11 protein-coding genes, 1 pseudogene and 1 riboswitch are annotated in these 11,647 nt (G+C 71.2%); of the genes and pseudogenes, 4 read left to right on the top strand and 8 right to left on the bottom strand.

The features are described 5' to 3' along the window. Positions 1-73 precede the first annotated feature (73 nt). Positions 74-466 (bottom strand): annotated as a pseudogene (locus tag IE142_RS29140) (alpha-galactosidase); the annotation flags it as partial. Positions 467-481: 15 nt separating this feature from the next. On the opposite strand from IE142_RS29140, the gene IE142_RS29145 reads away from it, so the two are divergent. Continuing rightward, a complete protein-coding gene (locus IE142_RS29145) occupies positions 482-1,300 on the top strand; it encodes a hypothetical protein (protein ID WP_191888507.1) in 819 nt (272 codons plus the stop codon). Positions 1,301-1,369: 69 nt separating this feature from the next. Here IE142_RS29145 and IE142_RS29150 read toward each other — a convergent pair whose 3' ends face one another. Beyond that, positions 1,370-2,563, bottom strand: coding sequence for an MBL fold metallo-hydrolase (locus IE142_RS29150; RefSeq protein ID WP_191888508.1), 1,194 nt, complete (start codon positions 2,561-2,563; stop codon positions 1,370-1,372). A gap of 176 nt (positions 2,564-2,739) precedes the next feature. On the opposite strand from IE142_RS29150, the gene IE142_RS29155 reads away from it, so the two are divergent. Further along, positions 2,740-3,327: a carboxymuconolactone decarboxylase family protein gene (locus IE142_RS29155; RefSeq protein ID WP_191888509.1), complete on the top strand. Its 588-nt coding sequence runs from the start codon at positions 2,740-2,742 to the stop codon at positions 3,325-3,327. Positions 3,328-3,379: 52 nt separating this feature from the next. Then, on the top strand, positions 3,380-4,000 hold the full coding sequence (locus IE142_RS29160) for a TetR/AcrR family transcriptional regulator (protein WP_191888510.1): 621 nt from the start codon (positions 3,380-3,382) through the stop codon (positions 3,998-4,000). A gap of 23 nt (positions 4,001-4,023) precedes the next feature. Here IE142_RS29160 and IE142_RS29165 read toward each other — a convergent pair whose 3' ends face one another. After that, on the bottom strand, positions 4,024-4,809 hold the full coding sequence (locus IE142_RS29165; RefSeq protein WP_191888511.1) for an SGNH/GDSL hydrolase family protein: 786 nt from the start codon (positions 4,807-4,809) through the stop codon (positions 4,024-4,026). A 207-nt stretch (positions 4,810-5,016) separates the two neighbouring features. After that, positions 5,017-5,958 (bottom strand): M23 family metallopeptidase, encoded by a 942-nt coding sequence (locus IE142_RS29170; RefSeq protein ID WP_191888512.1) that lies wholly within the window; start codon positions 5,956-5,958, stop codon positions 5,017-5,019. Positions 5,959-5,962: 4 nt separating this feature from the next. Beyond that, a riboswitch (cyclic di-AMP (ydaO/yuaA leader) is annotated at positions 5,963-6,120 on the bottom strand. Positions 6,121-6,543: 423 nt separating this feature from the next. On the opposite strand from IE142_RS29170, the gene IE142_RS29175 reads away from it, so the two are divergent. Beyond that, positions 6,544-7,341: a tyrosine-protein phosphatase gene (locus tag IE142_RS29175; protein ID WP_191888513.1), complete on the top strand. Its 798-nt coding sequence runs from the start codon at positions 6,544-6,546 to the stop codon at positions 7,339-7,341. Positions 7,342-7,350: 9 nt separating this feature from the next. Here the strand turns inward: IE142_RS29175 and IE142_RS29180 are convergent, their stop codons facing one another. The 4 genes from IE142_RS29180 to dxs form a co-directional block, all read right to left on the bottom strand. Beyond that, positions 7,351-7,473, bottom strand: a complete 123-nt coding sequence (locus tag IE142_RS29180) for a DUF6126 family protein (RefSeq protein WP_043377559.1) — start codon at positions 7,471-7,473, stop codon at positions 7,351-7,353. Beyond that, entirely contained in the window at positions 7,470-8,120 is a 651-nt protein-coding gene (locus IE142_RS29185; protein ID WP_191888514.1) for a helix-turn-helix domain-containing protein, read from the bottom strand. Before IE142_RS29185 ends, IE142_RS29180 begins: the two co-directional genes overlap by 4 nt. A 93-nt stretch (positions 8,121-8,213) precedes the next feature. After that, positions 8,214-9,599: an aspartate aminotransferase family protein gene (locus tag IE142_RS29190; RefSeq protein WP_191888515.1), complete on the bottom strand. Its 1,386-nt coding sequence runs from the start codon at positions 9,597-9,599 to the stop codon at positions 8,214-8,216. Beyond that, a complete protein-coding gene (dxs, locus tag IE142_RS29195; protein ID WP_191888516.1) occupies positions 9,596-11,515 on the bottom strand; it encodes a 1-deoxy-D-xylulose-5-phosphate synthase in 1,920 nt (639 codons plus the stop codon). The genes IE142_RS29190 and dxs overlap by 4 nt, the downstream gene beginning before the upstream one ends. Between the last annotated feature and the right edge of the window lie 132 nt (positions 11,516-11,647).

Here is an 11,647-nt window from a genome sequence, read left to right on the forward strand (position 1 = left end):
GCCACTCGCGGTCCAGAGGACGACCCGCGGCTCGGGCGGGGTGCTGCTGCCGATCCGCTGGGGCAGCAGTCGGTCACCCGGTACGCGTGCGTCGGAGCCTGAGAACCGTCGCGTCCAGGTCCCCGCCCAGTCCGGTGCGCAGTCCGTGGTGGAGGAGGACCGCTCCCCGGTACCCGCGCCCCGTGTCCCGGCACACGCAGGCGGCCCCGCAGTCGGAAACGGTGGGGGCTCCTCGGGTCCCAGCGCCGTGCAGTACGTACTCGGCGACGAGACGGTGGTCCTCGCCATCCTGCGGAGCCAGCGATTCGGTGACCCAGGCGGCCATCACCCGCGCGGGGTGGAGCTGGCTGAAACCGTGCTTAATGGCGAGCCGGTCGGCGGGGTCGGTGTTGTCCGAGGTCCACACCTGGTCCGTGCGCGACAGGATGCCCAGGTCGACCCGGCCGCCCCCGCCCGAGCGGGCTTCCCGTCATTGGCGTCCGTGCAGTTCCTGGCCTCCGCCAAGGCCACGTCCGACCTCACGGTGGAGTTGTGGGGCACGGGCCTGCCGGAGAACGCCGTCCCCGTCGAGCGGCTGCTCACCACCACCGTGCGGGTGCCCGCCGGGGGGCCGCACTGGGTCACAGCGCGACTCGGCCACCGGCCGGCCGCCCCGGAGAACGTGATCGTCGTCGTACGTGCCGCGACCGGCGTCGCGCTCCGGCTCACCGACGAGCGCGTACCCGGCGTCCTGGCCCTACGGCGCAAGGCGGACGGGGATGCCGCGGTCGAACACGACATCTCCGAGGAGGAGGGCCAGCGCGTGCTGGAGTGGCAGGCGCGCGGGCTGCGCCGCCGGACCTTCTGCTTCCGGGCGGTCCCGGACAGCGCGGCGCTCGCTCCCGAGAAGGCGGTGGGCGGTTTCCAACGCCCCTACGGGGGGCCGCAGACGTGGTCCTCGACCGCGCTCGACGACCCGGGCCGCGCCGAGCAGTGGCTGCGTCTTGACTGGGAGACTCCGCAAAACCTACGGACGGTGCACCTCGTCTTCGACGACGACGTGGACGAGTACCTCAACAACCTCCATCGTCATCGCACGCCGTACGAGGTAATGCCGGAACTGGTGCGCCACTACCGTCTGCAGACGTTGGAGACCCGGGGTGTCTGGCGGACCGTCGTCACCGAGCGCGACAACCGCCGCCGTCACCGCGTCCATCACCTCGACGAGGACGGGCTCCGCGGTGTCCGTTCCCTGCGGGGCAGGGTTGACGCCACCCACGGTGCACGGCACTCCCTGGTGGTCGCCGTGCGCGTGTACTGAGCGACCGGATCCTCGGTCGGGGACGCTCGCGCGCCCTGACCGTCTCCCCGGGCTCGTCCCCGACCGATGTCACCGCTCACCCGCGAGGTCGAGATCCTCCCGGTTCGTCCCGGCCGCACCCTCGGCGATCCGCGGTCGACGCCACGGGTGGGCGAGCGGACCCGACACCGCCCGCCACCACGCCTCCACCGGCAGCTTCCCGGCAGGCTCGAACGGCTCGCCCGGCCGCGGGAACGCCACCGCCTGACCGGCCTCCTGTGCCGCGTCCTTCGTCCACTCCCCCGGCTCCGCCCACGGATGCGGAGCCAGGTTGAACGTCCCCCAGTGGATCGGCAGCAGCACGCCGCCCGCAGCGCCTCCCTGCAGGTCGAGGTGGGCGCGCAGGCCCTCCTCGGGGGTCATGTGGATGTCCGGCCAGAACTCGGCGTAGGCCCCGAGCTGAATCATCGTCGCGTCGAAGGGCCCGTGCGCGGCGCCGATGTCCTTGAAGCCGTCGAAGTAGCCCGTGTCCCCGCTGTGGTAGACGCGGTGTTCGTCGCCCGCCACGACCCAGGACGCCCACAGGGAGTGCTGGGTGTTGCGCAGGCCGCGCCCGCAGAAGTGCCGGGCCGGGGTGGCGGTGAGCGTGAGGCCGCCGACGCGCGTCGACTCGTGCCAGTCCAGCTCGCGCAGCCGGTCCGCGGACACGCCCCAGTGTTCGAGGTGGGCGCCCACCCCGAGCGGCACCGCGAACACGGTGTCCGTGCCGGCCAGCGCCTTGATGGTGGGCAGGTCCAGGTGGTCGTAGTGGTCGTGGGAGATGACGACGACGTCGACCGGGCCCAGGGCGTCCAGCGGCACCGGGACCGGGTGCAGCCGCCTGGGGCCGGCGAAGGGGACCGGGGAGCAGCGCTCGCCCCACACGGGGTCGAAGAGCACCCGCCGTCCGTCGATCTCGGCGAGCACACCGGAGTGGCCCAACCAGGTCAGACGCAGACCGGTGGCGGGCGGCCGGGCGAGGTCGGCGAGCGTGGTGGCGTGCACGGGGACGGTGCCCCGGGGCGCGCGGCTCAGCCGCGATTCCTTGTCGAAGTAGATCTTGGCGAACTCACGAGCCGAGCCGGAGGGCCGGGTCCTGGCGGTGCCCCCGGGGTTCTGGAAGACGCCGTCCCGGAAGTTCGGCGATCGGCGAATGCGCGCCAGGCGAGCGCCGCTCGGGTCCGCGCCGAAGGCCGCGGGCAGCGGCAGGCGGAGCCCCTGGTTCGGGGAACGGAAACCGGCCACGGTGCCTCCAGGTGAAGTAGGTCAGGCACTCATTGTCGCCCGGTCCGACTCTCGTCCGACGTCACTCGAACGACCGATGTCACATCCGTGTTCCCACCGTCCGTCGTACCGGCGAGGGCGCCCGACAGGAGCGCCCGGAACAGGACGGCACGACCGACGGACAGGAAGGTGGCCCCATGGCCCGCGTATCGCTCGACCCGCCCCGCACGATCTTCTTCCGCGCGATGGAGTGGTACTCCCGGCGCACCTACGGCAAGGTCCTCGACCCCGGCAAGGCGCTCGCCCACAACCCGCGGGTGCTCTGGGGCGACCTGCGCCTCGAGCAGTCCGTCGCCAAGTGGCACAGGCTGGACTCCGACCTGAAGGCGCTCGCCGTGATGGCCTCGGCCGCCTCGATCGGCTGCTCGTGGTGCATGGACTTCGGATACTGGGAGAACGCCGAGCGCGGCATGGACCGGCGCAAGCTCCACGACGTTCCGGTGTGGCGGGAGAGCGACGCCTACACGCCGCTGGAGCGGGACGTCATGGAGTACGCCGAGGCGATGACGGCGACGCCGCCGGTGGTCGGTGATGATCTCGCCGGGCGGCTGCGGACGACGCTGGGCGAGCCGGCGTTCGTGGAGCTGACGGCCATGGTCGCCGTCGAGAACCTGCGGTCCCGCATCAACGCGGCGCTCGATCTGACCAGCCAGGGCTTCAAGGACTCGTGCGACGTGCCCGGTGCGGGGCCCACGGACGCGGCCGCCACCGCGACGGCGGACTGAGCCTCCCGGCGGCTGTCGATGCAGGTTCGGGCACCTGTATAGGGTGACGCGCGTGGCGAGAGTCCGGTTGAGTGTGGCGCAGCGGCGCGAGGAGCTGCTGCGTGCGGCCGTGGAGCAGATATCGGCGCGGGGCGTGGCGGCGTTGCGGATCGCCGACGTGGCCGCCGCGCTCGGGGTCAGCAACGCGCTGGTGCTCTACCACTTCTCCACGAAGGAGAAGCTCGTCGCCGCCGCGTTCACGCACGCCGCGCAGGACGATCTCGCGCGCCTGCGCAAGCTCCTCGGCCGGCGCACGTCGGCGCTGCGCCGGCTGCGGTCGGCCGTGCGGTGGTACGCCCCGACCGGGCAGGCCAAGGGCTGGCGGCTGTGGATCGAGGGCTGGGCGGCGGCGCTGCGCGAGCCTACGCTGCGGGAGGTCACACGGGACCTGGACCGGCAATGGAAGGCGGAGATCGCCGGGGTGATCGCCGAGGGCGTGGCCGCCGGGGAGTTCCGGTGCGCCGACCCCGAGGGCGCCGCCCTGCGCCTGACGGCCTTCCTCGACGGGCTGGCCGTGCAGCTGACGTCGTACGCGGGCGCGGTGCCCCGGGCCCGGGCCCAGGAGTGGACGGACGAGGCGCTCGCCCAAGAACTGGGCCTGGCCCGGGCGGCGCTGACGGGCTCCTGCGACTAGCTCGCTGCGGCTGAACGGGTCCGTCAGGCCACCGGCGCGATCCGCAGCCTGATGTCGTCCGGCGACAGCGTCCCCTTGGCGATCACGTGGTCACCGGAGGACTCGCCGCGCAGCCGGCGTCCGATCCACGGCACCAGGAACTCGCGGGCCCAGTGCACGTCGTCCCGCCGGACGTCCAGGGTGCCGCGGGGAGGCAACGGCGGCCAGGGCTGGTCCGGGTCGGCGGGGACGGGCAGGCCGAGGACCTGACCCGCGCGCAGTGCCACGCGCGTGTGGCCCTCCGGCGACAGGTGCAGCCGGTCCGCGTCCCACGCCCTGCGGTCCTGGACCGTGCGCAGCGACCACAGGTCGAGCACGGGGCAGCCGTAGCGGTCGGCGACGGCACGGACGTGTCCGTTGTACGTGGCGATCTTGCCGCGCAGGTGCCTGAGGACGGGCACCCCACGGGTGTCGAACCCGGTCGTCACCAGCACGGTGCCCGCGACGGCGGTCAGCGCGGCCACCGCGCGCTCGAACCGCTCGGCCACCTCGTCGGGGTCGGTGCCGGGCCGGATGATGTCATTGCCGCCGGCGCAGAACGAGACCAGGTCCGGCGCGAGTTCGACGGCCCGCGGCACCTGCTCGGCCACGATCTGGTCGAGCAGCCTGCCGCGTACGGCGAGGTTCGTGTACGTGAAGTCGCCCTCGGGGCGCCGGTCCGCGAGCAGTACGGCGAACCGATCGGCCCAGCCGACGAACGCCCCGTCGGGCCCGGGGTCACCGACGCCCTCGGTGAAGCTGTCCCCCACCGCCACGTACGACCCGATCACTGCTCTGCTGTCATTCTTCGAATCGTCTGCCACATCGGCCCATCATTCACCTTGGAATGTGACCTACGCGACCGTAGGAAAGGGTTGACGGGCGGTGAGAAACACCACTCCTAAAGTGTTCGCCAGTTCAGGAATACAGCGAAGGCCGATACACCGAAGGCCGGACCCGGGGATCGGGGTCCGGCCTTCGGCGGCGCGAGGGAAGCGTCAGAGAGAGACGCCGTGCGAGCGCAGGTATGCGATCGGGTCCACGTCGGAGCCGTAGTCCGCGGTGGTGCGGATCTCGAAGTGCAGGTGCGGGCCGGTGACGTTACCGGTGGCACCCGACAGGCCGACCTGCTGACCCGCCGTCACGGACTGGCCGGCCGAGACGGAGAGGGAGGACAGGTGGGCGTACTGGGCGTAGTGGCCGTCGGCGAGCTGGATGACGACCTGGTTGCCGTAGGCGCCGCCCCAGCCGGCGGAGACGACGGTGCCCGCGCCGACGGCCTTGAGCGAGGTGCCGGTCGGGACGACGAAGTCGGTGCCGGTGTGGTACCCGCTGGACCACATGCTGCCGGTCTGGTGGTACGGGGTACCGACGGTGCCGCCCGGGACGGGGGAGGTGAAGCCGCTGGTGGTGCCGGCGGACTGGGTGTTCGTGTTCGACGACTCCGAGGAGGAGGTGTTCTCGGCCGACTCGGACTTCGCGGGCTTCTCGGCCGACTTCTGCGGTGCGGCGGGCTTCTCGGCGGCCGGCCTCTCCGACTCGGCGGAGGAGGACGGGGCCGACTCGGCGGCCTTCGCGCCGATCGAGAGCTTCAGGCCGGGGTGGATCAGCGACGGGTCGGAACCGACGGCCTCGCGGTTGTCCGCGTAGAGCTTCTTCCAGCCGCCGTCGACGTCCTGCTCGTCGGCGATCTTCGAGAGGTAGTCACCGCTCTTCACGGTGTACGTGCTCGAGTCGGCGTTCTTCTCGGCGGCGGTCTTCTGGGCCGACGCCGGGACGGACTGCACGGCCTGCTCGGAAGCGGACTGGGCGGGAGCGGCCTGGGCGCCGGCGGCACCCATCAGAGGGAGCGCGATCGCGGCGCCACCGGTTCCGGCGACGGCGATGGCACGGGTCAGGCGCATGACCTTGGTACGGCGGTGCTTACCCTTCGCGGGCATGTCGAATTCCTCTCCGGCGCCTGCGAGGTGAGCTGTCGGGTTCGGACTGGAGATGCCCGGCCGCGCCGAGGCGCGGCTTGACCCCTAGCCGTTCCGGGAACCGGAACAGGCGGTTGTACCTGTGGGTCCCCCGCTCCTGCCGTGTACGGGTGGTGGGTGAGTGCGGGCTCCGGTCGGCGGCAGGATTAGGCGTCCGTCCGGATCGGTGGTGAACGTAAGCGACCAAGACGCGGAGCGACAAGCGACGGGTTCCGTCGACGGGTGTTCCGGTTGATCCATCACCGGAATCGTCCGTCACCCTCCGTCGATTCCTGAGGCACCTTCTCTCGCAAAAGGCCATGGAAACCGGCTTAATTACGTGAACATGACGGGCAACGCACCGTCACGGATATGACCCTGCTCACCCACTCCCCCGCCAGCCCCTCACATTCCAGGACCAATTTGAATTAAGGCGCTAATCCGGACAGAAGACCCAGAAGTGGCGTAGTTGGATGACTTCGCCCCCGAGACCTCGACGCCGTGCCGTATCGTCGAGTCGTGCCCGTCGGCGAGCGGCGTCGGCGGGGCGGAGTGGGAGGAGTCCCCGTGACGCAGCAGGTGCCGTCGACCGAACCCGAGCTGGCCGGGGTGCGCAACTTCCGGGACGTGGGCGGGCTGCCGACCGTGGACGGACGCCGGGTGCGCCACGGGGTGCTGTTCCGCAGCGGCCACCTCGCGCACGCCACCGGGGAGGACGCCGCGTTCCTGGCCTCACTGGGCCTGCACACCGTCTTCGACTTCCGCAACGCGGCCGACCAGAAGCTCGAGGGCCCGGACGTCGAGCTGCCGGGCGTCAGGAACGTGAACCTGCCGCTGAGCGACCCCGCCGACGGCGCCGAGTTCTGGAAGATGGTCCGCGACGGCGACCTCGACCAGCTGCGCGAGATCCTCGCGGACGGCAAGGGCGCCCAGCGGATGATCGACTCGTACCGCATGATCATCAAGGAGCGTACGGCGGAGCACTCCCGGGTGCTGCACGCGCTCGCCGAGGACAGCGTCCCCGCCCTGATGCACTGCGCGGCCGGCAAGGACCGCGCGGGCCTGTCGATCGCGATCACGCTGCTCGCCCTCGGCGTCGAGCGCGAGGCCCTCGTCGAGGACTACCTGAAGTCCAATGCCACGCACCGCCGCTACAAGGTGCGCCGCAGCGGTACCGCAGCCTCCGCCTACTCCCCCGAGGTCATGGAGCTGCTCAGCCCTCTCTTCGACGCGCGTGCCGAGTACCTGGCGGCGGCCTTCGAGACCATCGAGCAGACCTGGGGCGGGGTCGACGCCTACCTGGAGAAGGGCCTGCGGATCACTCCGGGCACCCGGGAGCGGCTGCGCGAGCGGATGCTGGACTGAGCCGCCGGGTCAGCGGCTGTTGGCGCCCACCTCGAAGAGCAGGTAGATGAAGGCCGCGAAGACGTGGCCCACGATGAGGTAGATGAAGAGCCGCACCCACAGGGCGCGCGGAAATTTGTCCTGCAGGTTCATGGCATCTCTCCCAGGTCGTGGTGGGTCGTTGCGGTGGCCGGTCCCAGACACAGCGCCGCCGTCGGGCTCTGGAGCAGTGTGTGGACGAACAGGAGCTCGACCCCGTCGACGTCCTGAGCGGCGATCCGGTGCGGGGTCAGCGAGTCGAAGTGCGCGCTGTCGCCCGGACCGAGCCGGTGCACCGCGTCCCCGAGCCGGAGCCGCAGCCGGCCCCGCAGTACGTGGATCCACTCCTCACCGGGGTGCACCCGCACGATGTCGCCCTGGGAGCCGTGCGGCACGTGCACGCGCAGGGCCTGCATGCCGCGGCCGGCCCCACCGGCCTGCCAGTACGTCCAGCCGCCGGCGAAGGTCGGCTCCATGGCGTCGGCCCGCACGACAGCGTCGCGGTCCGCGGTCGTCTCGCCGAGCAGTTCCGAGACGGTCGTACCGTAGACACGGGCGAGGGAGAGGAGCATCGGCAGCGAGGGCTGGCGCTGCCCGGTCTCCAGGCGGGAGAGGTGGGCGGGCGACAGTCCGGCGGCCCGGGCCGCCGCCTCCAGGGTGAGGGCGGCCCTGCGTCGCAGGGCACGCAACTGTGGTGCCACGGCGGACACCGCGTCCGCCGGCGTCTCCGATGCCGACGGTCCGGTCTCGTGGGAGGTCATGCCTCCCATTCAGCCCGATGTTTACCCCACAGGCAATTTTCTTGCCCGACAGGCAAAGAGCGGACCGGAGCGGACCCACCGCAATGGGCACCCTCAGCGGTTGGCCACCGCCTGCTTGACCAGCGTCTTCCCGAAATCCCACATCAGGCCGCCGCCGTTGTGCGCGTCGTCCATCACCTCGGTGAAAGCGTCGACGAACCGGTCCGCGTCCGCCGTGTCGATGATCAGGGGCGGAATCAGCTTGATCACCTCGAGATGGTCGCCGGAGACCTGGGTCAGGATGCGGTGGCGCTGCAGCAACGGCACCACCACCATCTGCGCGAACAGTCCCTTCCGTGCCGCCTGGAGCATCGCCCAGCGGCTGCGCAGTCTCAGAGACCGGGGCCGGCCGAACTCGATGCCGATCATCAGCCCCCGGCCCCGGACATCGGCCAGCAGCTCGTAGCGGTCCACCAGCTCCTCGAGCCGGGACTTCAGCCGCTCCCCCACCGCGTCGGCGTTCGCCACGATCTCCTGGTTCTCCATCACCGACAGCACCGCGAGCCCCGCCGCCATGGCCTGCGCGTTGGATCCGAAACTCGCCGAGTGGACCTGCACCCGGTCCATCGAGGAGTACACCTTCTGGAAGATCCAGTCCTTTCCCAGCGTGGCCCCCACGGGTACGTATCCGCCGGACAGCGCCTTGGCCACGCACACCAGATCCGGCTCGACGCCGTCCTCGTGCTGGAAGGCGTAGAACTTCCCGGTCCGGCCCAGTCCCGTCTGCACCTCGTCGGCGATCAGCAGGGCCTTGTGCCGGTGCAGCAGTTCCTGCGCGGCGCGCAGATAGCCGGGCGGGGCCTCGTGCACGCCCTTGCCCTGGATGGGTTCCACGATCAGCGCCGCCACGTCGCCCTTCTTCAGCTCCCGCGCCAGGGCGTCCACGTCGCCGAGCGGGACGGCGGTGTCGGGCAGCAGCGGTGCGAAGCCGTCGCGGAAGCCGTTCTCGCCGTTGACCGAGAGCGAGCCGGTGGTCAGCCCGTGGAAGGCGTGCGGGCAGTACAGGACCCTCGGCCTGCCGGTCGCGTACCGGGCGAACTTCAGCGCGGTCTCCACCGCCTCCGTTCCGCTGTTGCCGAAGAACACCCGGTCCAGGTGCGGACTGAACGAGAGCAGCTTCTCGGCCAGCAGCCCGGGCAGTGGCGGGCAGTCGAAGCGGGTCAGGTCCGCGAGCGAGGCGTCGAGGACGTCGTGCAGTGCCTTGCGGACGACGGGGTGGTGCCGGCCGAGGCCCATCACGGCGAACCCGGCGAGCATGTCCAGGTAGTCGTTGCCGTCCGCGTCCCAGAAGTGCGCACCCTCGGCCCGCACGTAGACCTTGTCGAAGCCGATGGTGCGGAGCATGCGCGGCAGCTGGTGGTTGAGGTGCTTCGCGTGCAGCTCGTACCGCTCGGCTCCGCGCTCGGCCAGGAGCGCGGTGAGGTCGAACTCCTCGGTCATCGGTTCTCTCCTTGCACTGGCATGGCGATCCGGCCGTCCCCGGTCTGTTCGGCGACGGTCAGGCTGGCGCTGATCCGGCCCGCGATCTCGACCGGGGTGAGACCGATGTCGGCGAGCACCTCGGCGCGCTTGGCGTGCGCGAGGAACTGCTCGGGGATGCCGAACCGGCGGACCGGCACGTCGACCTCGGCGTCACCCAACGCCAGCGCAACCGCCGAACCGACCCCGGCGGCGCGGCTGTTGTCCTCGACGACGGCCACCAGGCGGTGCCGGGCGGCCAAGGGCGCGAGCGCGGGATCGACGGGTTTGACCCACCGTGGGTCGACGACGGTGCAGCCGATGCCGCGGGCCTCCAGCAGTTCTGCGGCGCGAAGGCAGACGGGCGCCATCACCCCGACGGCGACGAGCAGCACCTCGGGCCGGTCGGCGGCGTGCAGGACGTCCGTGCCACCGATCCGGTCGACGGCGGGTACGGCCGGCCCGACGGACTCCTTCGGGAAGCGCACCAGCGTCGGCGCGTCGTCGACGGCGACCGCCTCGCGCAGTTGGACGCGCAGTTGGTCGGCGTCGCGCGGCGCGGCGATGCGCAGTCCCGGGACGACCTGGAGGACGGACATGTCCCACATGCCGTTGTGCGATGGCCCGTCGGCACCGGTGACACCTGCCCGGTCCAGCACGAAGGTGACGCCGCACTTGTGCAGGGCCACGTCCATCAGGAGCTGGTCGAAGGCGCGGTTGAGAAAGGTGGCGTAGACGGCGACGACCGGGTGGAGGCCGCCGGTGGCGAGACCGGCCGCGGACACGGCGGCGTGCTGCTCGGCGATGCCGACGTCCCAGACCCGGTCGGGGAACCGCTCGGCGAAGCGGCCGAGGCCGACCGGGTGCAGCATGGCCGCGGTGATCGCCACCACGTCGTCGCGCTCCTCGCCGATCCGCACGATCTCCTCACCGAACACCGAGGTCCAGGAAGGCCCGCTGGAGGGGGTCAGGGGCGCGCAGGTGAGCGGGTCCATCGCGCCGACGGTGTGGAAGTGGTCCGCCTCGTCGCGCAGGGCGGGCTCGTAGCCGCGGCCCTTCTCCGTGAGGCAGTGGACGAGGACGGGGCCGTGGAAGCGTTCAGCGCGCCGCAACGCCGACTCGACCGCCCCGATGTCGTGTCCGTCGATGGGGCCCACGTACTTCAGCCCCAGGTCCTCGAAGAGTCCCTGCGGGGCGAAAGTGGCCTTGAAGCCCTTCTTGGCACCGTGCAGGGCGTCATAGACGCGATGGCCGACCACGGGTGTGCGCTGGAGCACGTCCTTGCCCCAGGCCAGCGTCCGCTCGTAGCCGTCGGTCGTCCGGAGCGTCGCGAGGTGGTCGGCGAGGCCGCCGATGGTCGGCGCGTACGAGCGTTCGTTGTCGTTGACGACGATGATCAGCGGCCGGTCCCGGGCCGCCGCGATGTTGTTCAGCGCCTCCCAGGCCATGCCGCCGGTGAGCGCGCCGTCACCGATGACGGCGACGACGTGCCCGCGCTCCCCCCGCACCTGGCGGGCCTTGGCGAGGCCGTCGGCCCAGCCGAGCACGGTGGAGGCGTGGCTGTTCTCGACGACGTCGTGCTCGGACTCCTCGCGCGACGGGTAACCGGACAGTCCGCCTTTCCCGCGCAGCTTGGAGAAGTCCTGACGGCCGGTCAGGATCTTGTGCACGTAGCTCTGGTGGCCGGTGTCCCACAGGATGCGGTCGGCCGGTGACTCGAAGACCCGGTGCAGGGCGACGGTGAGTTCGACCACCCCCAGGTTCGGGCCGAGGTGGCCGCCGGTACGGGCGACCGCGTGCACCAGGAAGTCACGTATCTCGTCGCACAGTTCACCGAGTTCCGCCTCGGACAGCGCCTTCAGGTCGCGTGGTCCCCGGATGTTCTCCAGAATCGTCACGCTCGGGCCCCCTTCGGTCCGTGCTGTTCAGCTCACGGTGACGGCCGGCTCCCCCGACGCGCCGTCCTTCTCCATCTGCTCGGCGATCTTCATGGCCTCCTCGATGAGGGTCTCCACGATCTTGGACTCGGG

Origin of the sequence: Streptomyces mutabilis (assembly GCF_014649815.1) — a bacterium.
In the GTDB taxonomy this organism is placed as follows: Bacteria; Actinomycetota; Actinomycetes; order Streptomycetales; family Streptomycetaceae; genus Streptomyces; species Streptomyces mutabilis.

Bases quoted from the DNA above. Each gene is read 5' to 3' on its own strand.
- IE142_RS29155 (WP_191888509.1), top strand. From the start codon at position 2,740: ATGGCCCGCGTATCGCTCGACCCGCCCCGCACGATCTTCTTCCGCGCG.
- IE142_RS29170 (WP_191888512.1), bottom strand. From the start codon at position 5,958: ATGCCCGCGAAGGGTAAGCACCGCCGTACCAAGGTCATGCGCCTGACC.
- IE142_RS29180 (WP_043377559.1), bottom strand. From the start codon at position 7,473: ATGAACCTGCAGGACAAATTTCCGCGCGCCCTGTGGGTGCGGCTCTTC.
- IE142_RS29185 (WP_191888514.1), bottom strand. From the start codon at position 8,120: ATGACCTCCCACGAGACCGGACCGTCGGCATCGGAGACGCCGGCGGAC.
- IE142_RS29190 (WP_191888515.1), bottom strand. From the start codon at position 9,599: ATGACCGAGGAGTTCGACCTCACCGCGCTCCTGGCCGAGCGCGGAGCC.